Origin of the sequence: Sphingomonas jeddahensis, assembly GCF_001981525.1 — a bacterium.
Classification (GTDB): domain Bacteria; phylum Pseudomonadota; class Alphaproteobacteria; order Sphingomonadales; family Sphingomonadaceae; genus Sphingomonas; species Sphingomonas jeddahensis.
On sequence record NZ_MPSB01000008.1, the window covers coordinates 17,736 to 37,871 of the forward strand.

At 66.4% G+C, this 20,136-nt stretch carries 16 protein-coding genes, 1 tRNA gene and 1 pseudogene; 6 read left to right on the top strand and 12 right to left on the bottom strand.

Features of this window, described 5'->3' with window-relative positions; translation table 11 throughout:
- Positions 1 to 11 precede the first annotated feature (11 nt).
- Together SPHI_RS15130 and SPHI_RS09675 are read left to right on the top strand one after the other, a co-directional pair.
- Positions 12 to 185: a hypothetical protein gene (locus SPHI_RS15130; protein ID WP_198927851.1), complete on the top strand. Its 174-nt coding sequence runs from the start codon at positions 12 to 14 to the stop codon at positions 183 to 185.
- Entirely contained in the window at positions 185 to 496 is a 312-nt protein-coding gene (locus SPHI_RS09675; RefSeq protein ID WP_083719925.1) for a hypothetical protein, read from the top strand. Before SPHI_RS15130 ends, SPHI_RS09675 begins: the two co-directional genes overlap by 1 nt.
- Here SPHI_RS09675 and SPHI_RS09680 read toward each other — a convergent pair whose 3' ends face one another.
- Both SPHI_RS09680 and SPHI_RS09685 read right to left on the bottom strand, forming a co-directional pair.
- Complete coding sequence (locus tag SPHI_RS09680) at positions 497 to 1,405, bottom strand: hypothetical protein (protein ID WP_076744733.1); 909 nt, start codon at positions 1,403 to 1,405, stop codon at positions 497 to 499.
- Positions 1,375 to 2,613 carry a TIGR04063 family PEP-CTERM/XrtA system glycosyltransferase gene (locus SPHI_RS09685; RefSeq protein WP_076744826.1) on the bottom strand — a complete coding sequence of 413 codons (1,239 nt, stop codon included), beginning with the start codon at positions 2,611 to 2,613 and terminating at the stop codon, positions 1,375 to 1,377. Before SPHI_RS09685 ends, SPHI_RS09680 begins: the two co-directional genes overlap by 31 nt.
- Before the next feature lie 93 nt (positions 2,614 to 2,706).
- On the opposite strand from SPHI_RS09685, the gene SPHI_RS15135 reads away from it, so the two are divergent.
- From SPHI_RS15135 to acnA, 3 genes are all read left to right on the top strand, one after another.
- Positions 2,707 to 2,844: a hypothetical protein gene (locus tag SPHI_RS15135; protein ID WP_198927852.1), complete on the top strand. Its 138-nt coding sequence runs from the start codon at positions 2,707 to 2,709 to the stop codon at positions 2,842 to 2,844.
- Complete coding sequence (locus tag SPHI_RS09690; RefSeq protein WP_076744734.1) at positions 2,837 to 4,186, top strand: putative O-glycosylation ligase, exosortase A system-associated; 1,350 nt, start codon at positions 2,837 to 2,839, stop codon at positions 4,184 to 4,186. The genes SPHI_RS15135 and SPHI_RS09690 overlap by 8 nt, the downstream gene beginning before the upstream one ends.
- A 264-nt stretch (positions 4,187 to 4,450) precedes the next feature.
- Positions 4,451 to 7,135 carry an aconitate hydratase AcnA gene (gene acnA, locus SPHI_RS09695; RefSeq protein WP_076744735.1) on the top strand — a complete coding sequence of 895 codons (2,685 nt, stop codon included), beginning with the start codon at positions 4,451 to 4,453 and terminating at the stop codon, positions 7,133 to 7,135.
- A 399-nt stretch (positions 7,136 to 7,534) separates the two neighbouring features.
- Here acnA and SPHI_RS09700 read toward each other — a convergent pair whose 3' ends face one another.
- The 5 genes from SPHI_RS09700 to SPHI_RS09720 form a co-directional block, all read right to left on the bottom strand.
- A complete protein-coding gene (locus tag SPHI_RS09700) occupies positions 7,535 to 10,183 on the bottom strand; it encodes a valine--tRNA ligase (protein ID WP_076744736.1) in 2,649 nt (882 codons plus the stop codon).
- Positions 10,184 to 10,313: 130 nt separating this feature from the next.
- Positions 10,314 to 12,362: an alpha/beta hydrolase family protein gene (locus tag SPHI_RS09705; RefSeq protein ID WP_076744737.1), complete on the bottom strand. Its 2,049-nt coding sequence runs from the start codon at positions 12,360 to 12,362 to the stop codon at positions 10,314 to 10,316.
- A 259-nt stretch (positions 12,363 to 12,621) separates the two neighbouring features.
- A complete protein-coding gene (locus tag SPHI_RS09710) occupies positions 12,622 to 13,089 on the bottom strand; it encodes a DUF2497 domain-containing protein (protein WP_076744827.1) in 468 nt (155 codons plus the stop codon).
- Positions 13,090 to 13,125: 36 nt separating this feature from the next.
- On the bottom strand, positions 13,126 to 14,634 hold the full coding sequence (locus SPHI_RS09715) for a TolC family outer membrane protein (protein WP_076744738.1): 1,509 nt from the start codon (positions 14,632 to 14,634) through the stop codon (positions 13,126 to 13,128).
- Positions 14,635 to 14,647: 13 nt separating this feature from the next.
- Positions 14,648 to 15,304, bottom strand: coding sequence for a protein-L-isoaspartate O-methyltransferase family protein (locus tag SPHI_RS09720; protein WP_233130851.1), 657 nt, complete (start codon positions 15,302 to 15,304; stop codon positions 14,648 to 14,650).
- A gap of 158 nt (positions 15,305 to 15,462) precedes the next feature.
- Here SPHI_RS09720 and SPHI_RS09725 point away from each other — a divergent pair.
- A tRNA-Cys gene (locus SPHI_RS09725) sits at positions 15,463 to 15,536 on the top strand.
- 190 nt (positions 15,537 to 15,726) lie between these two features.
- On the opposite strand, the pseudogene SPHI_RS15505 reads toward SPHI_RS09725, so the two are convergent.
- From SPHI_RS15505 to SPHI_RS09760, 5 genes and pseudogenes are all read right to left on the bottom strand, one after another.
- A pseudogene (locus tag SPHI_RS15505) lies at positions 15,727 to 16,738 on the bottom strand (malate:quinone oxidoreductase).
- Positions 16,677 to 16,949, bottom strand: coding sequence for a hypothetical protein (locus SPHI_RS15510; protein WP_076744743.1), 273 nt, complete (start codon positions 16,947 to 16,949; stop codon positions 16,677 to 16,679). Before SPHI_RS15510 ends, SPHI_RS15505 begins: the two are co-directional and overlap by 62 nt.
- On the bottom strand, positions 16,946 to 17,278 hold the full coding sequence (locus SPHI_RS15515; protein ID WP_076744744.1) for a hypothetical protein: 333 nt from the start codon (positions 17,276 to 17,278) through the stop codon (positions 16,946 to 16,948). The genes SPHI_RS15510 and SPHI_RS15515 overlap by 4 nt, the downstream gene beginning before the upstream one ends.
- Positions 17,279 to 17,288: 10 nt before the next feature.
- Positions 17,289 to 18,620 carry a dicarboxylate/amino acid:cation symporter gene (locus SPHI_RS09755; protein WP_076744745.1) on the bottom strand — a complete coding sequence of 444 codons (1,332 nt, stop codon included), beginning with the start codon at positions 18,618 to 18,620 and terminating at the stop codon, positions 17,289 to 17,291.
- Between the two features lie 302 nt (positions 18,621 to 18,922).
- On the bottom strand, positions 18,923 to 19,618 hold the full coding sequence (locus tag SPHI_RS09760; RefSeq protein ID WP_233130853.1) for a TIM44-like domain-containing protein: 696 nt from the start codon (positions 19,616 to 19,618) through the stop codon (positions 18,923 to 18,925).
- Positions 19,619 to 20,136 lie beyond the last annotated feature (518 nt).

Consider the following 20,136-nt stretch of genomic DNA (forward strand, 5'->3'; position numbering starts at 1 on the left):
GAGGATCGTCCATGTCCCTGCTCACTCAGATCGACAGCTATCTTCGCCGTACCGGCACGCCCGAATCGACCTTTGGGCGACGGGCGGTGAACGACCCACGACTGGTCCACGACATGCGTGGCGGACGCACGCCGGGGCCACGCGTTCGCGCGCGGGTCGAGGCGCTGTTGCGCGAGGGCCAGTGATGCGCGGGCCGGGAGCAAGCGTGCTGCTGGGCCGCGCCCTGTCTGCTGCGGCGGCCCGCCATGGCTGCGCCGTGTCGGTGGAGGAGCGTGAGGCGACGGCGTGGCACAGCGCGACGTTCAGCGGCGAGCGCCTTGCGCTGGCGCTGAGCGCGCCGGCGGGCGTTGCCTGGGGCGGCTGGCTGGCAACGATCGGCGACATGGACGTGGCCCTGCCCGGGCATCTGCTCGCCGACCTTTGCGTCACGCGCGAGGTGGAGCGCGACGGGCGATGCCATGCCCGCATCGACGCCCTGACGGTGGCGCAGGCCTGATCAGCTGCGCGCCATGCGGCGGAGCATGACCAGCGTATCGTCAAGGCTGGTGGCGGTGGGTGCGGGAGGCTCGGACGGGGGCGCGGGTTCGGGCGCCTTTCGGCGCTGGGCACCGCGTTCGAGCCGTTCGAGCAAGGTTGCGAGTGACGCGGGTTCGTCCGAACCGACAGGCGCAGCTGCGGTGGCAGGTGCGGGTTCGGGCGCCATCGCCATTGCCGGCTCGCTGACCGGTCGGGGTGCTTCCTGCACAGGCTCGATCTTGGGCTCGGGCTCGGGCTCGGGTTCTGGGGCCTCGGCGAGAAAATCGAGTATTGACTCCTCGGCGACCGGTTCAGCAAACTCCTCATCCTCTTCGCGCGCGGGGACGACTACTACCGCCAGCGGCGGCACGGCGCGGCATGGCTCTCGCGGCACGTCGGGGATCGAGATCGGATCGAAAGAGGCGAGCCGCTGATCGAGATCGGCGGGCAAGGGCTGTTCCGGCTCGGGCACGCCGCGCGCGGGGGCAACCGTGATGATCGGCAGCGGCGGGCCGAGATCCTCCTCGGCGCGGATCGGTCGGCGTGGCGGATGATCGGGGTGCGCGTCGGCGCGGCGCATTGTTGGCACGTCGCGCAACACGGTGCGGCGCTTCAACATGGCCGCGGCTTGTCCGCGCAGCCGCCAAGCCAACCCCGCCGCGCCCACAAAGGGCGCCAGCACGGCCAGCGCGAGCAAGGTTCGGCCGGTGGCGCCGATCGGGGGTGCGGCGGCAGCGATGATCTTCGGCAGCCCCAAGCGCCACACGAGCACGTCGAGGCTGGCCTGCGGCATGGCCGCGACCAGCGCCGCCGCGACCACGCCGATCACCAGCATGACGAGCGGGAAGATATATCCGCTCAGGTCCGTACCGCTTCGCTCTGAGTCCATTTTCCGTCCTTGCCCCCGGCAGCGATCAGCCGCTGGTACACCGGCTCGTAGCGCGAAATATTTGAGGACCAGTTACGCTCGCGCTCCACGAACGCACGCGCTTGTGCCCGCCGCACATCCCAGATGCCGCGATCGGATAGCAGGCGGGCGAGCGCGGCAGCGATGGCGGCGGGATCATCGGCGGCGAACAAGGTTCCGGTCTCGCCATCGCGAATCAGCTCACGATGGCCCCCGACGTCTGACGCGGCGACCAGCCGGCCCTGCGCCATCGCCTCCAGCGGCTTTAGCGGCGTGACGAGATCGGTGAGGCGCATCTTCTTGCGCGGGTAAGCGAGCACGTCGACCAGGCTGTAATAGCGCTCGACCTCCTGGTGCGGCACGCGGCCGGCGAAGCGGATGCGGTCTGCCGCGGGAGATGCGGCGGCCTGCGCACGCAGGGCCGCTTCCATCGGTCCGCCGCCAACCAGCAGCAAATGCGCGCGCGGGCGCTCGGCCAGCAGCGCCGGCACCGCCGCGATCAGATCGTCGAGCCCCTCGTAATCGTAGAAGCTGCCGATGAAGCCGATCACCTCGCCGTCGAGGCCGAGCTGATCCGCGAGCGCTGCATCGCGCGGGGGTGGGTCGCCGAACAAGGCCATGTCGACGCCATTGGGGGAGACCATGATCTTGTCCGCCAGCACGCCGCGCGCGAGCAGATCCGCCTTCAGCCCTTCGCAGATTACCGCCACCGCATCGGCGTGCTTCACCGCCCAGCTTTCGAGTGCGCGCGTCGCCTTGTAGCGCAGCGACCCTTCAGTGCCGGTGCCGTTGCCGACCGCGGCGTCTTCCCAGAAAGCGCGGATCTCATAAACCAACGGCAGCTTCAGGCGCCGCGTCGCGCTGAGCGCTGCCAGTGCATCGAGCACAGGGGAATGGGCGTGAACGATGTCGGGCCGGAACGCCTTGGCGACCGCGGCGATGCGGCGGCCGAATGCGGCCACCTCCGCCATTTCGCCGAGCGGCGCGCGCAGCTTCCACGACGGCGGGGTACGGTGAAAGGTGATGCCATCCACTTGCTCGACCGCCGGCGCGTCATGGTGATGGCGCGGGCCGGTGACGGCGGCGACATCCCATCCGCGCGCCAGCTGCGCCTTGACGATCGCGCGGGTGCGGAAGGTGTAGCCGCTTTGCAGCGGCAGACCGTGATCGAGGACGTGGAGGATGCGCATCGCCGCTTCCTCTGCCATGGGCGCGCTTAACGGCGCGTCAACTGCCCGCCGCTAGCGTGGCGACCGCAACCGGGGACAAGCAGCACCACCGCCATGATCGACAATCTCGCCCTCGGGATCAGCCATGGCCTGCTGCTGCTCGCCGCATGGCTGCTGCTGCGCCGCGACGATCTCGATTCGGAAGCGCCGCCAGCCGACAAGACCGCCCGGGGGCGTCGGCCGCGTGCGTGACCTTGCCTTTATCGGGTTTCTAGTGGCGCTGTTCGGGCTCGGTTTCCGCCGGCCGTTCATCTTTGTCCTGACCTATATCTACATCGACATCGTCTCGCCGCAGCGGATCACTTATTATCTGCTCAACAGCGTGCCGATCTCGATGATGGCGGCGGGGCTGGCGGTCCTCGCCTGGCTGGTGGTGGACGACAAGAAGGATGCGCGGTTCGCGCCACGGCAGGCGTTGATCCTGCTGCTGCTGATCTATTGCGGCCTGACCACGCGCACGGCGGACTTCCCGGCGGAGGCGGCGGAGAAATGGGCTTGGGTGTGGAAGAACCTGGCCTTTGCCGTGTTCCTGCCGCTCACGCTGCGCACGAAGCTGCGCATTGAGGCGCTGCTGCTGTTCGTCGTCCTCTCCGCCAGTTCGATCATCATCGTCGGCGGGATCAAGACGCTGGCCTCGGGCGGCGGCTATGGCGAGCTCAACCTGATGGTGACCAACAATTCAGGGCTGTACGAAGGGTCGATCATCTCCGCGGTGGCGATTTCGATCATTCCGATCGTCCTGTGGTTCGCGCGGCACGGTACGATCTTTCGGCCCGAGTGGAAGGTGTGGACCTTTTGCGGTGCGCTGACCTTCGCCTGCCTGCTGATGCCGGTCGGCACCTCCGCGCGCACGGGGCTGCTGTGCATCGCCTTCCTGGCGGTGCTGATGCTGCGCGAGGTGAAGCGCAAGATGCTGTATCTTGCCGCGCTGGGGCTGGTGGGCGTGATGGCGGTGCCATTCCTGCCGAGCGCGTTCAGCGAGCGGATGGGAACGATCAAGACCTATCAGGCTGACGAATCCGCTTCGACGCGGTTGGCGGTTTGGAAATGGACATGGGACTACGCCAAGGCCAATCCGTTTGGCGGCGGCTTCGAGGCCTATATGCAAAACCGGATCCGCTACGACACGGTTCAGGTCTCGAAGGAGGGAGCAGGCCACACCGTCCAGCGCGCTTCAACGGTGGTGGACAAGAGCCGCGCTTACCATTCGAGCTATTTCGAGATGCTGGGCGAGCAAGGATATCCCGGGCTCCTCCTGTGGCTCCTTATCAACGGCATCGGCGTCGTCCGGATGGAAGTGCTGCGTCGGCGCTACAAGGAGGGCGAGTTCGCCTGGGCAGGCAGCTTGGCGGGCGCGTTGCAGCATGCGCACCTGATCTACTTGCTGGGCGGGGCATTCGTAGGCATCGCGTTCCAATCGTTCCTGTTCATGCTGCTTGGCGCACAGATCGGGCTGGACACGTATCTGTCGCGGCGTCGCTCCGAAACGGCGTGGCGGCCGATGCGGCGGGCGTGGGCGGGCGCGGCCGCCTGAGTTTCGTCACCCCGGACCTGATCCGGGATGACCGCGGGTATGTGGTGAGCAACGGGCAGCTTCTTGCGAACGAATCGCGAAAAGCGCGATCGTCAAGTCTTTTCCGCAACCTGCCCACGTTGACACCTTCCCCCGACCCCCGCCCGCTGCTATCGGCCCTTTCGACGCTTCACATCGCCCGTCTGGGCGCGCCCGCGCGTGGGTCCCTACCTGCGCTTCCCCGCCGCGCCCGAGCCGGGCCGCACCTATGGGGAAAGGACCCGCATGACCGCGATCGGCCACGACACTCTGAAGGCACGCCGCACGCTCGAAGCCGGCGGCAAGAGCTACGACTATTATTCGCTCGCCGTCGCGGCCGAGAAGTATGGCGACATCTCGCGCCTGCCCTTCTCCATGAAGGTGCTGCTGGAGAACATGCTCCGCTTCGAGGACGGCAAGACCGTTACCGCCGACGACGTGCAGGCGGTGGTTGACTGGCAGAAGGAGCGCCGCTCCGACCGCGAGATCCAGTATCGCCCCGCGCGCGTGCTGATGCAGGACTTCACCGGCGTTCCGTGCGTGGTCGACCTTGCCGCGATGCGCGACGCGATCACCAAGCTCGGCGGCAATCCGGCCAAGATCAACCCGCAGGTTCCCGTCCACCTCGTTATCGATCACTCGGTGATGGTCGACGAATTCGGCACGCCCAAGGCGTTCGAGGAGAATGTGGACCTCGAGTATCAGCGCAATTCGGAACGCTACGAGTTCCTGAAGTGGGGTTCCAAGGCGCTCGACAATTTCAAGGTCGTGCCACCGGGCACCGGCATCTGCCACCAGGTGAACCTGGAATATATCGCACAGGCCGTCTGGGCGTCGACCGAGAGCGGTGACAACGCATCGGGCAGCAACGCGATCGCTTATCCCGACACCTGCGTCGGCACCGACAGCCACACCACGATGGTCAACGGCCTGGGTGTGCTCGGCTGGGGCGTCGGCGGGATCGAGGCGGAGGCCGCGATGCTCGGCCAGCCGGTTTCCATGTTGATCCCCGAAGTGGTCGGCTTCAAGCTGACCGGCGCGCTGCGCGAGGGCATCACCGCGACCGATCTGGTGCTCACCGTGACGCAGATGCTGCGCGCCAAGGGCGTGGTCGGCCGTTTCGTGGAATTCTACGGCCCGGGCCTTGACCAGATGACGCTCGCCGATCGCGCGACGATCGCCAACATGGCGCCGGAATATGGCGCGACCTGCGGCTTCTTCCCGATCGACACCAAGACGATCGATTACATGAAGCTGACCGCTCGCCCGGCCGAGACGATCGCGCTGGTGGAGGCTTATGCCAAGGCCAACGGCTTCTGGCGCGACGCCAACACGCCCGATCCGGTGTTCACCGACACGCTGGAGCTCGACATGGGCAGCGTTGTTCCCTCGCTCGCCGGCCCGAAGCGCCCGCAGGACAAGGTCGCGCTTGATCAAGTCGACGAGGTCTTCAACGGCGATCTCGCCTCGGTGTATAAGAAGGCTCAGCCGGCGCGGGTCGATGTGGCCGAGCGTGATCATGATCTCGGCGACGGCGATGTGGTGATCGCGGCGATCACCAGCTGCACCAACACGTCCAACCCGTCAGTGCTGGTCGCCGCCGGCCTCGTCGCCCGCAAGGCCCGCGCGCTCGGCCTGAAGCCGGCGCCGTGGGTCAAGACTTCGCTGTCGCCGGGGTCGCAGGTGGTCACCGACTATCTCGTCAAGTCGGGGCTGCAGGACGATTTCGATGCCATGGGGTTCAACCTCACCGGCTATGGCTGCATGACCTGCATCGGCAATTCGGGGCCGCTCGCCGCGCCGATCAGCAATGCGATCAGCGAGAACGACCTCGTCGTCGCCTCGGTTCTGTCGGGCAACCGCAACTTCGAGGGTCGCGTGTCGCCGGATGCGCGCGCGAACTTCCTCGCCTCGCCGCCGCTGGTCGTCGCTTATGCGCTCAAGGGCAGCGTCACCACCGACATGAACGAGACGCCGATCGGCGAGGGCACGAACGGCCCGGTCTATCTCAAGGACATCTGGCCTTCGAACCAGGAAGTGTCCGAGCTGATGACCGCGAACATCGATGCGGGCATGTTCGAGAGCCGCTACGGCAACGTCTATGCCGGCGACGCCAAGTGGCGCGGGATCGAGGTGACCGCGTCGGACACCTACAGCTGGCCGGCATCGTCCACCTACATCGCCAACCCGCCCTATTTCGAGGGCATGGAGATGACCCCGGCGCCGGTGACCGACATCATCGAGGCGAAGCCGCTGGCGATCCTGGGCGATTCGATCACCACCGACCACATCTCGCCGGCCGGCTCGATCAAGGCCGACAGCCCGGCGGGCACGTGGCTGATGGAGCGTCAGGTGTCCAAGGCGGACTTCAACAGCTACGGCTCGCGTCGCGGCAACGACAATGTCATGGTCCGCGGCACCTTCGCCAACATCCGCATCAAGAACGAAATGGTGCCGGGGATCGAAGGCGGCATGTCCTCCTATGAGGGCGAAGTGATGCCGATCTACGACGTCGCCATGCGCCACAAGGCGGACGGCACGCCGATGGTGGTCGTCGCGGGCAAGGAATATGGCACCGGCTCGTCGCGCGACTGGGCGGCGAAGGGCACCAACCTGCTCGGCGTGCGCGCGGTGATCGCGGAGAGCTTTGAGCGTATCCACCGTTCGAACCTCGTCGGCATGGGCGTGCTGCCGCTGCAGTTCGCCGAGGGCGTGACGCGCGAGACGCTGAAGCTGGATGGCAGCGAGACGTTCACGATCCAGAACGTGTCGGGGCTGCGCCCGCGTCAGACGGTGAGCGTGACGCTCGCGCGCAAGGACGGCTCGGTCGATGCGTTCGAGACGCTGTGCCGGATCGATACCGTCAACGAGCTGGAATATTTCCTCAACGGCGGGATCTTGCAGTACGTGCTGCGGAACCTGGCGGCGTAAGAGGACGCGCCTTCTTCTCCCCTCCCGCTTGCGGGAGGGGTCGGGGAAGGGCCTGTCTACTTAGAGTAACGGGCAGCGGCGTGCGCGGACACGCCCTCCCCTAGCCCCTCCCGCAGGCGGGAGGGATGAGATACAGAAAAGGGGCGAGGCGTTCTGGACGCCTCGCCCCTTTTCTTGCTGTTCACCCCAACCATCCGTTCGTGCTGAGCCTGTCGAAGCACGTGTCAGAAGCGCTGCCGTGCGGCGCACGCCCTTCGACAAGCTCAGGGCGAACGGAGTGGAAGTTTTCCTTCAACGTCATGCCGGGCTTGTCCCGGCATCCACTGTTCCGCGTGCCCTACTTTCGTGAGGTTCGCGGACGGGTGGATGCCGGGACAAGCCCGGCATGACGGATTTGGCTTACCCCAGCCGCGCCAACGCCGCCGTCAGCCGCTCCGCCTCAGCGGCCTTCTCCGCGTGATCGGCGCGCGCCTTTTCCACCGCTTCGGGCTTGGCGCGCTCGACGAAGCTGGCGTTGCCCAGCCGTCCAGCCAAGCCATCCCGCTCCTTCTCCGCCGCCGCGATCGCCTTCGCCAGACGCGCGCGTTCGGCGGCGAGGTCGATCACGTCGCCGAGCGCGAGCCGGAACGTTGCTTCGTCCACCACCACCTGCGCGGTGCCGCCCGACACCTCGCCCGGATCGATCCGGGCGAGACGCGCGATCGTCGCAGCGTTGCGTTGCAAGCGCGCCCCAGTCTCCGCGCCGGCATCCGCCACCGCATAGGGCAGTCGCGCCCCCGGCGGCACGTTCAGCTCGGTCCGGCTCGACCGCACCTCGCTGACCAGCCGGATCAGCCAGTCGATTTCCTGCGCCGCCGCCGGATCGATCGCGCGCGCGTCCGCCATCGGCCACGCCGCAACGATCAGGTCGTGCTCGCGCTCCGCCAGCGCGTGCCACAATTCCTCGGTGATAAAGGGCATGAACGGGTGCAGCACGACCAGAATCTGGTCGAGCACCCAGCCGGCGACCGCCTTGGTCTCCTCGTCGATGCTCCCCTTGATCAGCTCCAGATACCAGTCGCAGAATTGGCTCCACACGAACTGATAGATGGCGTTGGCCGCGGCATCGAAGCGGTATTCGCCAAGCGCGAGGTCGACCGCCTGAATCGCCTTGATTGCTTCGCCGACGATCCACTTGTTGACCGCGGAGGTCGCCGGTGGCGGCTCCAGCGTGGTCGAGCCGCCGATGCCGTTCGCCTGGCAGAAGCGGCTGGCGTTCCACAGCTTGGTCGCGAAGTTGCGATAGCCCTCGACCCGCTTCTCATCCATCTTGATGTCGCGGCCCTGGCTTTCCATCGCCGCCATGAAGAAGCGCAGCGCATCTGCGCCGTATCTGTCGATCAGGCCGAGCGGATCGACGGTATTGCCCTTGGACTTGGACATCTTTGCGCCATCGGCGGCGCGGACCAGACCGTGCAGGTAGAGCGTGCGGAACGGCACGTCCTTCATGAAGTGCATACCCTGCATCATCATGCGCGCATCCCAGAAGAACAGGATGTCGAAGCCCGAGATGAGCACATCGTTAGGGTAGCGGCCGGCGAGCGTCGGGTCGGCGTTCTCCGGCCATCCCATCGTGGCGAACGGCCACAGTGCGGAGGAGAACCACGTATCGAGCACGTCGGGATCGCGCGTCAGTGCGACGCCCTCGCCCGCTTGCGCCTGCGCCTCGGCTTCGGTTTCCGCGACATAGGCGTTGCCGTCAGCATCGAACCATGCCGGGATCTGGTGGCCCCACCACAATTGCCGCGAGACGCACCACGGCTGGATGTTCTCCATCCAGTTGAAGAACGTCTTCTCCCACGTCTTGGGGACCAGCCGGATCGCGCCGGACTGCACCGCTTCGATCGCCGGCTGGGCCAGCGTCGCGGCATCGACATACCATTGGTCGGTCAGCCACGGCTCGATCACCACACCCGAGCGGTCGCCGAACGGCGTCTGGATCGTGCGCGGCTCGGAATCATGTTCCTCGCCGTCCTTGTCTACGTGCGGGACGAGGACGCCATCCGCCTTCAACCGCGCGACCACCGCCTTGCGCGCTTCGGCGGTCGATAGCCCCAGCAGTTCGGCCGGGATCAGCCCGTCCGCCACCTGGACGATGTTCGCCCTGGCATCGAGCATGTTGAGCATCTCGCCGGCCTTCATGCCGGCGCGCTTGCCGACCTCGAAATCGTTGAAGTCATGCCCCGGCGTGATCTTCACCGCGCCCGAACCCAGTTCCGGATCGGCATGTTCGTCGGCCACGATCGGGATCAGGCGGCCGGTGATCGGCAGGCGGACGTTCTTGCCGATCAGCGCGGTGTAGCGTTCGTCGGTCGGGTGGACCGCGACGGCCATGTCGGCGAGCATCGTCTCGGGGCGCGTCGTCGCGACCTCGATATGGCCCGAGCCGTCCTCCAGCGGGTAGCGCAGCCGCCAGAACTGCCCCTTCACCTCGCGCGTCTCGACCTCGAGATCGCTGATCGCGGTGCCGAGGCCGGGATCCCAATTCACCAGGCGCTTGTCGCGATACAGCAGGCCCTGGCGATGCAGCTCGACGAAGACCTTGAGCACGGCCTTCGAGAAGCCCTCGTCCATCGTGAACCGCTCGTTGGCCCAGTCCATCGAGCAGCCGAGCCGGCGCAGCTGGCCGGTGATCTGGCCGCCGCTCTCGGCCTTCCATTCCCAGACCTTGGCGACGAACTCCTCGCGGGTGAAATCGGTGCGCTTCTGCTGCTTGAGCGCCATCTGCCGCTCGACCACCATCTGCGTCGCGATGCCGGCATGGTCGGTGCCGACCACCCAGAGCGCGTCCTTGCCCTTCAGCCGCGCATGACGGGTGAGGATGTCCTGCAGCGTATTGTCGAGCGCATGGCCGATGTGGAGCGAACCGGTGACGTTGGGCGGCGGGTTGACGATCGTCCACGGCTCGGCGTTCGGGCGCTCGGGGCGGAACAGGCCGCTGGTCTCCCAATGCTGGTACCAGCGGGATTCGATCGTGGCGGGGTCGAAGGTCTTGGGAAGCTCGCTCATGGCGGCGAGCCATAGCGAGGCGGGTGGGGGAACCCAAGTCCCCCTCCCGCTCGCGGCCCGCAGGCGAGGCGTCTGACGACAGCCCCTCCCCCGACCCCTCCCGCGAGCGGGAGGGGAGTTTGAGCGGGACTTACTCCGCCTCCGCCCGCTTCCCCGTCCACTGGTTCATCCAGCCGATCACCTCGCGATACCATTGCCGCGAGTTCTTCGGCTTCAGCACCCAATGGTTCTCGTTGGGGAACACCAGCAGCCGCGACGGGATTTCGCGCCGCTGGAGGGCGGTGAACGCCGCCAGCCCTTGGGTATAGGGAATGCGGAAATCCTTCTCGCCGGTGATGACGAGCTGCGGCGTCTTCCACTTGGCGACGTGATTGACCGGGTTCCACTTCTCGAACGCTGCGGGGTCCTCGTAATAGGTCTTCCCGCCGTGCTCCCATTCGTCGAACCAGAGTTCCTCGGTCTCATACGCCATGGCGCGCGCGTCGAAGACGCCGTCATGCTGGACGATGCACTTGAACCGGTCGGGCCACTGGCCCTCGATCCAGTTCATCATGTAGCCGCCATAGGAGGCGCCGAGCGCGCAGGCATTGTCGCCGTCGAGCCAGGTGAACTTGGCGGTCGCGGCGGCGAGGCCCTTCTTGAGGTCTTCAAGCGGCCAGCCGCCCCAGTTATTACGGATGCTGTCGGTAAAGGCTTGGCCGTAGCCGGTCGAGCCATGGAAATCGACCGCGACCAGCCCGTAACCCGCACCCGCGAACACCGCCGGGTTCCAGCGGTACGACCAGCTGTTGTTGCTCGATCCCTGCGGCCCACCGTGGACCATGTACGCGACGGGCAGCTTGCCAGAATTTGGGCCCGCGCTGCCCACCGGCTTCACCGCATAGCCATACACTGTGTCGTTGTTCGCGCCGGTGAAGCTGAACCGCTCAACCGCCGGCATGTCGATGCCGGCGAGCTTGGCGGCGTTGACATTGGTCAGCCGCTTCGGTGCAGCGGCGCCTGCGATGCGGTAGAAATCAGCGGGCGCGGTGAGCGAGTCCATCGCCACCACCGGGCCAGCCGGCGTCATCGCCACCGCGCCAACGTGGCCCTCCTGCGTCAGGCGCTTCACGTCCCCGGTCGCCGCATCGACGCGGAACAGCGGTGTTTCCTGCGTGTCATCCGCCGTGACGTAGATGCTGCGCGAATCGGGCGCCCAGGTGATCGAGCCGACCGAACGATCCCAGCGCTCGGTCAGCGACACCGTCTGCCCGCTTGCGAGATCGCGCACCGTCAGCACCTGACGATCCGCTTCGTAGCCGGGGCGGCGCATCGCGAAATAGGCGAGCTTGCGGCCGTCCGGCGACACGCTCGGCTGGTTGTCGGTCGCGTCATTGGCGTCGGTAAGGTTGGTCGGTGCGACACTGCCGTCCGCGGGCACGGAGAAGATGTCGAGATTGGTCGAGGTCGGCTCGATCCGCCCCGCTTCACGCAGTGCGAAATAGATCGTCTTGCCATCTGGGCTCCACGCGATTTCCTCGCCCCCGCCGAACGGCTTGGACGGCGTATCGCCGACGAGCGTGCCGATTACCGCTTTGCCATTGCCCGGCGCACCGGCCGCGGTGAGCGGCAGGACGAAGAGTTGCGAGCGCTTGCCGTCGCTCCACGTATCCCAGTGTCGCACGAACATCCGGTCATAGGTGCGGCCCGATCCGGCATCGGCCAACTTGCGGATCATCGGCTCTTCGAGGCTCGGCGCGCCGGGCAGGCGATCGGCCCAGACGACCAGCTTGTCGCCGGTCGGCGCGACCTTGAAGCCGCTGAACCCGCCCTTGAAGTTGGTCAGCTTGCGCGGGGTGCCGCCGGCGACGGGCACGGACCAGATCGCATCATCGGCGGTATAATAGACGCTGGTGCCGACGATCTGCGGGTCGTTCTCGTCCACCTGCGGGTCGGCGAGCAGCTTTTGCGGCTGTGCGCCGGAACGCGACAGGTCGAGCCGCCACAGGTCGAACCGGCCGCGATCCGCATCGAGATCGGTCTCGCGCTGCGCCCAGACCATCCAGCGCCCGTCCTTGGACACGGTCGGCGCACCGATGCGGCTGAGCATCGTCACGTCTTCGATGGTGAGCTGGCGGGCTTGGGCCGGGGCGGCGGCGATGGCGAGCGCGGCGAGGCTCGCGGACAGGAGGATCCTCATGGGATCGGGTTAAGCAGATCGTATCGGTGGCGACAATCGGGTTCACGCGAAGGCGCGACGACGCGAAGATTTTGGTTCGCGCGGAGGCGCGAAGGACGCGGGAGGCGTTGCGCCCGGCAGATCGATCATGCGACAGCAAGAATGCCTATTTTGCTGCCGGGACATAGCCGCGGGCGGAGCCTCTTCGCGCCTTCGCACCTTCGCGTGAACCGAAATTCGCCGGTCGCCAACAGTGCTACCGCCAGCGCTAAAGCGCAGCCTAAGCCCCGCGGGTGATCTTCGCGATCTCGCGCGCGACGAGATTTTCCACCATCCCCGGCAGGTTCGCGTCGAGCCATTCGCGCAGCATCGGACGGAGCATGTCGCGGACCAGCCCTTCGAGGGTGCCGTCGTTCCCCGGCTCTGGCTTCACCATCAGCCGCGACAGGGCGTCCAGCGCGCCACGCGTCGCCTGCGCGGTCTGATCGGACAAGATGGTAGCCACAGGATCGGGCGACGGCCCCGCGGGTGCAGCCGATCCGGCACGCGGCGGCGCCGGCGGCATCGGATCGCTCAGCTCAAGAACCTCCTCCGGCTCATCACCATCGGCGGCGGGCGTGGACGCGACGGAACGAACCGTGCCATTGCGGCGCGGGCGGATCGGGCGGTCGTCACCTTCCTCGGCAATGATGCGCTTGATGGAAGACAAGATGTCTTCCATCGACGGCTCGGCGCTGACATCCCCCATGCGCGCAATCAACCTCGTCGCGAAAACCGCCGACAATCAGCGGTTCGGTGCGTTCTCACCTGTGGTCAACCCCGGGCTTCTGTCAACCTTGCTGCTGTCCAGCGCCGGATCGAGCGGGCGAGCAACAGCCGCGTTCTGTGCCGGTATCGTGCTGGTCGACGGCGCGACCGCCACCGGCGCCGGGCCATCGCCAAAATCGGAGAAGCGGCCCCGCACCGCCCGGAAGTTTTCGGCCGAATTGTAAAGCGGCCCGCCCTCCAACCCCAGATCCTCCGCCTCGGCTTGGCCCATTGCCGCCAGCAGCGCGAAGCCGGCGACATAAGCGTCGCGTCGCGCGGTCACCAGCGTGACCTGGCTGTTGAGCAACTCCTGCTCGGCATTCAGAATGTCGAGGATGGTGCGATTACCAACACTGTTTTCCGCACGCACACCTTCAAGGCTCAACTGGTTTGCGGCAACTGCTTGCTCCGATGAGGAGATCACCTGCAAGGAGGACTGCCAAACAGCATAGGCAGACCGCGCCGAGGCGATCACCTGGCGCTCGGCTGCGGTGGCCTGCTCGATCGCCTGCGCGCGCTGTGCCTGCGCCTGCCGAACCAGCGCCGCCGGTCGCCCGCCCTGGAACAGCGGCAAGCTGACGTTCAACCCCACGCCCGCCGACGTGCCGCTCTGGCCCACGCCGAGGCCGGTGCCGCTACCGAGCGAGCCCAGATAATTGACGTAACTGCCAGTGGCGCCGATGCCCAAGGTAGGAAGGCGGCTCGCGCGCGCCACCCGGATGTCGAAAGCCGTTGCGTCGCGCTGCTTCAGCGCCGCGAGCAAGGTGGGATTGTCGCGCAGCGCCACTTCGACCGCCCCATCGGCGCTCTGCGGCAGGTTGGGCAGCGGCGGCGGCGCATCAAGCGCACCGGGGGAGTTGCCGACCAGCCGCACGTAATTTTCTCGGCTGCCAATCAGATTGGCCTGTACCCGCTGCAACTGCGCACGTGCCAAGCTGAGCCGCGCTTCCGATTGTGCTACGTCGGTTCGCGTCAAGTCACCGACCTCGAAGCGGTCGCGGCTGGCCTGGAGGTTGGTTTCCAGCACGCGTACATTTTGCGCGTTGAGGCTGACGATCGCTTCGTCCCGCAGCACGTCATTGTACGCGCCAACCACTTCGGTGAACAGCGACGCCTCCGTGCCCCGCAGGCCGAACTGGCCCGCCTGGACCCGAGTCTCGGCGGCACGCACCGAGTTGCGTACTGCGCCGCCCGAGAAGAAAGGCACGTTGAGCGACAATTGCGCCTGCGCCGCGCGTTCGGGCGTGGTGAAGGAATTGCCGCTGCGCAGGTAATTCTCGTTAACCCCGGCCTGTGTCCCAATCGTCGGCCGCCCGGCAGCGCGCGCAATCGGCACATTTTCGTCCAGAGCGCGCTGCTGCGCCCGCCCTGCCGTGATCGTCGGATTGTCCTGATAGGCTCGGGCGAGTGCTTCGCGCAGCGTGTCCGCCTGAGCGGGCGCCGCGCCAAGCGCGAGGATCACGGCAAGGGGAACGGCTCGGTTCATCGCAGCTCTTGTTTCAGAAGGTGAATCGCGCCGGCGTGGCGAAGCCGGGCAAACGACAGCAATCAACATCGGCGAAGTCGATCATCGCAAAGCCGCCCTCGCTGCGGCGGCCAGCCGCGAGGCGGGTGACGCCGCGATCGACCAGCCCGCCCACAATCCGGCCGCCTGGCCCAACCTGCGCGACCAGCGTCTCGGGCACGCGCTCGACGGCGCCATCGATAATCATGACGTCATAGGGCGCGCCTTCGGCATGCCCCTGCTCCAGCGGTGCCTCGACCAGCGTGATGCGATCGTTGGCGCCAAGCGCCGCCTTCGCCATCGCCACCAAGGCGGCATCCGATTCGACCGCCACGACTGACGCGACGAGTTCAGCCAGCACGGCCGCGGTATAGCCCGACGCGGCACCGATCAGCAGCACCCGGTCACTCGGCAGCAGGCGCGCCTCCGTCAACAGCCGGCCAGTGGCGATCGGCAGGTTGAGCGAGCGCCCGCCACCCAGCGTGACCAAATCATCGCGGTAAGCGAATTGCGCGGCGTCCGCCGGCACGAAACGTTCACGCGGAACGGTCGCCATCGCGGCGACAACCCGCGCGTCTGACACGGCACTGGTGCGCAGCTGGCTGGCCACCATCGCGGTGCGCAGCGCAGCGAAATCCGGTTGGCGTTCCATGGTCATCGTCATCTTTTCACCTGTCGCACGGCTGTTTTAGCTTGGCAATACACTTACCAGTCGAGAGTGGAGCTTTATCGCGGCGGCGCAAGTGCGCCAATCTCCAAACTTGACACGCCCGCTTCCCCGCCGCATCAGCCCGCCCTCGCTCGCATCGAGGCCCGATGGCGGAGTGGTGACGCAGAGGACTGCAAATCCTTGCACCCGGGTTCGATTCCCGGTCGGGCCTCCACTCTTACTTCCGAAATCGCGCAGTCCGCCCAGTCCATGGGACCAGCGGCAAAATCCGTCGGTGGAACGATGCTCCGACTCGCAGGAGCAAACAGCCGACGGACAATGCCCGCCGGCTGCCATGATGGTAGCTGGTTTCCGACTTGTCTCTACGCCAACAGCGCGAAAAGAGCGTCAGACCCGAAAGCGCATCAGAGCGCCAGATCGGGATGACGATCCGCCGTCACGCGCGTGGCGGCCGCGCGCGGCTGCGTTGCGACATGCACCGCTGGCGGCGGGGCGGCGAGGCGCAGCGTCTCGCCGGTCGCTTGCCATTCATGCGCCAACAACTCCGGATTGTCGTTCAGCGCCACGCCATAGGTCGGCACCATCTCGCGCAGCTTGGCCTGCCACGCGGGCGTGGCGAGCCGCTGCGGGAACACCTGCTTCAGGAGCCCTAACATGATCGACGGTGCGGTCGAGACCCGGGAGAGGCGCCCAGCAGCGCCGCGATGCTCCCGTCCTTCGATGCGACCAATTCGGTGCCCAGCTTCAGCACGCCGCCCATTTGCGGATCGCGCTTGATGATCTGCACGCGCTGCCCCGCCTGCCACAATTTCCAGTCCTGTGCGCGCGCATTGGGCAGATACTCGCGCAGCGCGGCCAGACGATCCTCGTCGGACATCATCAGCTGCCCGCCGAGATATTGCACCAGGTCGAAATTGTCCCAGCCCACCGCCACCATCGAGCGGAAATTGTCCAGCGTCACCGATGCCGGCAGGTCGGAATACGAACCATGTTTCAGGAACTTGGTGGAGAAGGTCGCGAACGGTCCGAACAGCAAAGCGCGCTTCTTGTCGAAATAGCGCGTGTCGAGATGCGGCACCGACATCGGCGGCGAGCCACGTCCGCCTTGCCATATACCTTGGCCAGGTGGCGGTTCGCCACCGCGGGATTCTCGCTCACCAGGAACGATCCGCCGACCGGGAAGCCGGCGTAATTGTCCGCTTCCGGGATGGCCGATTCCTGCAGGATCGGCAGCGCCCCGCCACCCGCGCCGGCGAACACGAACTTGGCGTTGATCACTCGTGTGCCGCCGCCGTTGGTCGCTTCCGCCGTCACGCGCCAGCTCTTGTCGGCGTTGCGCTCCAGCTTGCGTACTTCATAGCCGGTGGTTAGCGTCACGCCCGGCTGCTGGCTGAGCAACGCCGTCGATCTCGGCATTGCCCTCCACGAACGCCTGCTGCGCGACCACGTCGTTGCGCTGGTCGGGCAGTACGGTGCCGAGCTCCTCGCCCGCGATGCCGCCGTGCGCCAGCTCGCCATAGGTTCGGAAATGCGGGCCGATGTGCAGGTCGGCGCCCGCCACGATGCGGTTGATGTCCTGCCGCTGCGCCCGCCGCTCGCGCAAATTAGGGTTGGTCGTGTGGTTCACGCGCAGGCGAAGCTCGCCCGACAGGTGAGATAGACATCGCCGTCATCGTCGAGCGGCAGGAACTTCAGCCGGGCGATCGGATCGTCGCGGTTCGCCGGGTCTGCCATACGGCGCCAGTCCTCGGCCCAGCGCGACTGGGCATAGCCCTTGCCAGTCGCGCCCTCGCCGGCGGCGGCGATCGGATATTCGCTGGCGGCGGGGCTGGCAGCATGGCCGGCTCGTTCGGCGTTCTGCACCGTGCCGGTCTGGGGGGCGTCCTTGATTTCGGCCAACGCGGGGGGAGCGGCGAGCGCGACCGCGCTCGCCAGGATACGCAAACAATGGGTCATTGGGATACTTTCAGCCGGCGGCGATCGCTCCGGCGGGTTGCTGGTCGACTCGCGCCGCCTTGCCCGAAAGCGCCGCCTCGAGCTGGTCGTGATCGAGGCGGCCTTCCCACTTTGCGACGACCACCGTCGCTACGGCGTTGCCGATGAAATTGGTCAGGCTGCGGCATTCGGACATGAACCGGTCAACGCCCAGGATCAGCGCCATGCCGGCGACCGGCACGTCAGGCACGATCGACAGCGTCGCCGCCAGGGTGATGAACCCGGCGCCCGTCACGCCCGCCGCGCCCTTGGACGACAGCATCGCGACGCCCAGCAGCATCAATTGCTGCCCCAAAGTCAGATCGACGTTGCACGCCTGCGCGATGAACAGCGCCGCCAACGTCATGTAGATGTTGGTGCCGTCAAGGTTGAACGAATAGCCCGTCGGCACGACCAGCCCGACGACCGACTTGGGGCAGCCCGCGCGCTCCATCTTCTCGATCAGCGATGGAAGGGCGCTTTCCGACGAGGACGTCCCGAGCACCAGCAGCAGTTCGGCCTTGAGATAGGCGATCAGGCGGAAGATCGAAAAGCCCGCCAGCCGCGCCACCACGCCGAGCACCACGACCACGAACAGGATCGAGGTCAGGTAAAAGGTGCCGACCAGCGCGGCGAGATTGGCCAGCGTGCCAACGCCATATTTGCCGATGGTGAACGCCATCGCGCCGAACGCGCCGACCGGTGCCGCCTTCATCAGGATCGCGACCACCTTGAACACGGCCAACGACACGTCGTTCAGCGCGCCCAGCAGCCGCTCGCCCCGCTCGCCGATCAGCGCCAGGCCGATGCCGAACAGGATGGCGACGAACAGCGTCTGGAGAATGTTGCCGTCGGTCAGCGCCGACAGAAACGTGTCGGGGATGATGCCGATCAGGAATCCGGTCAGCGTCGTTTCATGCGCCTTGGCCGAATAATCGGCGACCTTGGTGGCATCCAGCGTGTTGGGATCGATGTTCAGCCCTGCGCCCGGCTGCACGACATTAGCGACGATCAGCCCGACGATCAGCGCCAGGGTGGAAAAGAACAGGAAATAGGCGAACGCCTTGCCCGCCACGCGCCCCACCGCACCCAGATCGCGCATCCCCGCAATGCCGGTGACGATGGTCAGGAAGATCACCGGCGCGATGATCATCTTCACCAATTTGATAAAGGCATCGCCGATCGGCTTCATCGCCTCGCCCGTCGCGGGGGCGAAATGGCCCAGCAGCACGCCCGCCGTAATGGCGAACAATACCTGCACGTACAGGTGCGCATACCAAGGGCGGTTTTTGGGTGGCAGGGTGTGGGTCTCGAATTGTGTCACGCCTTAGGTCCTCTCAACGCCACTCCACCCCGTTTGAACGGACGGTACGGCGAGCAGCCAATCTGCCCGTAGCGTAAGTGCGGACCATTCAGAAAGTTTCAGATGAGACAACACCACGCAAAAACAACGGCTTAGCTTGTTATCCCGGAGGATTGCGGCCGCGATCATTGCTCTCCCTTGGACGCCGCACTGGACGACGTCGACGCGTTGTTCGATGCCGAGCAGAAGGGGGCGACCGTCAGCGAACTGCGCAGAATGGCTGGCGGGCCACGGCCCGCCAAGCATATCAATGTCACCGCGCGTCAGGCTTCCTGGACCGCCGAAAGCCGCCATTCGCCATGGGACTCGCGCTTGAAGGTCCACAGCTCGGTCGCCTGACTGGGGCGCTCGGCATCTCCTTCGAGAACAGCGCCGGTGCTGCGGTCAAGCATCACATCGACACTCTCGTAGCGCATGGCGATGGTTGCGTAATCCGTGGTATCCTCCCGCCAGGCTTCTGCCACTTCCGCGTCGATCAACACAGTGCCCGAGACACTGTTGCGCCGCCCGGCGGTGGCGTTCTGGCTGAGTTCCTCCGCGAAATAGGACATGACCTCCGGCGTGGTTCGCTCACGCAGGCGCCCGAAATCTTCCTTGCTGAAGGCGTCCTGCACCTCAACGAGGAGCCGTTCGAAATCCTGCCGATCCGCATTGTCGATGTCGATCTCTCCGCTGCGCGGCGCGGCCGCCACGGCTGGGAAGCTTCGCACCGATGGCCGCTGCGGCGCCGAGCGCGGCTCAAACCCGGCGAAAGGCGACGACATGGCCCCGCCATGGGCACCAGCAAGCGCTGGCCGGCGGCGGAACATGCGCAACAGGAGCCAGACCAAGCCGCCGATCAAGGTGATCTGGAGCAAAGCCATGAGCATTCCTGCTCCGGCGAGTGACCCCAGCCCGCCGCCGAGGAGCGCGCCGATGAGTCCGCCTGCGATCAGACCGCCGATCAAGCCCTTCGCCATGCCGCCGCGGTTGGCGGAAGCCGCCCGGCCGGCCTGCGCCTGTGCCGGAGTTCGAGCCGCCGACTTCTCCGTCATTGAACGCTGCACCGGTGCGGTCTGCTTCGGCGCCACGGCTGTTGGGGCCGGTGCATTATAGGTGCGCGCACCCCGACTGCCAAAGCTGCCTTTCCGCCGCGCGTCCGCATCGTCAGGCACGATCGTTAGCGCCGCAATGGCAAGGCTCGCCGCTATGACGCCCAAATTACCGCTCTTGAAAGGGATCATCTCATTTCCTTGCGCTGAAGCTTTGTCGGCCCTGTGAGAAACCGCGAAGACGCCTTGTCAGGCGTGGCATTGCTGATCGCTTGGTGCTCACCGCACCCCGCACCATGCGTCCTGCTCATCCGAGCGGTACGCCCCATGTGAGACACGCCAGTGCGGCAGCTGCGTCATCGCGATCTCCTCGTCTGGGCACCGCCCGCAGGATCGCGAGATTGCCAGGCCCGTTGAACTTGCGGTCCGACATCACACCGCTAGTG

Bases quoted from the DNA above. Each gene is read 5' to 3' on its own strand.
- SPHI_RS09760 (WP_233130853.1), bottom strand. From the start codon at position 19,618: ATGGCGAAGGGCTTGATCGGCGGTCTGATCGCAGGCGGACTCATCGGC.
- SPHI_RS09720 (WP_233130851.1), bottom strand. From the start codon at position 15,304: ATGGAACGCCAACCGGATTTCGCTGCGCTGCGCACCGCGATGGTGGCC.
- SPHI_RS09710 (WP_076744827.1), bottom strand. From the start codon at position 13,089: ATGGGGGATGTCAGCGCCGAGCCGTCGATGGAAGACATCTTGTCTTCC.
- SPHI_RS15135 (WP_198927852.1), top strand. From the start codon at position 2,707: ATGATCGACAATCTCGCCCTCGGGATCAGCCATGGCCTGCTGCTGCTC.
- SPHI_RS09715 (WP_076744738.1), bottom strand. From the start codon at position 14,634: ATGAACCGAGCCGTTCCCCTTGCCGTGATCCTCGCGCTTGGCGCGGCG.
- SPHI_RS15515 (WP_076744744.1), bottom strand. From the start codon at position 17,278: ATGACCCATTGTTTGCGTATCCTGGCGAGCGCGGTCGCGCTCGCCGCT.
- SPHI_RS09700 (WP_076744736.1), bottom strand. From the start codon at position 10,183: ATGAGCGAGCTTCCCAAGACCTTCGACCCCGCCACGATCGAATCCCGC.
- SPHI_RS15130 (WP_198927851.1), top strand. From the start codon at position 12: ATGTCCCTGCTCACTCAGATCGACAGCTATCTTCGCCGTACCGGCACG.
- acnA (WP_076744735.1), top strand. From the start codon at position 4,451: ATGACCGCGATCGGCCACGACACTCTGAAGGCACGCCGCACGCTCGAA.
- SPHI_RS09680 (WP_076744733.1), bottom strand. From the start codon at position 1,405: ATGGACTCAGAGCGAAGCGGTACGGACCTGAGCGGATATATCTTCCCG.
- SPHI_RS09705 (WP_076744737.1), bottom strand. From the start codon at position 12,362: ATGAGGATCCTCCTGTCCGCGAGCCTCGCCGCGCTCGCCATCGCCGCC.
- SPHI_RS09675 (WP_083719925.1), top strand. From the start codon at position 185: ATGCGCGGGCCGGGAGCAAGCGTGCTGCTGGGCCGCGCCCTGTCTGCT.
- SPHI_RS09685 (WP_076744826.1), bottom strand. From the start codon at position 2,613: ATGCGCATCCTCCACGTCCTCGATCACGGTCTGCCGCTGCAAAGCGGC.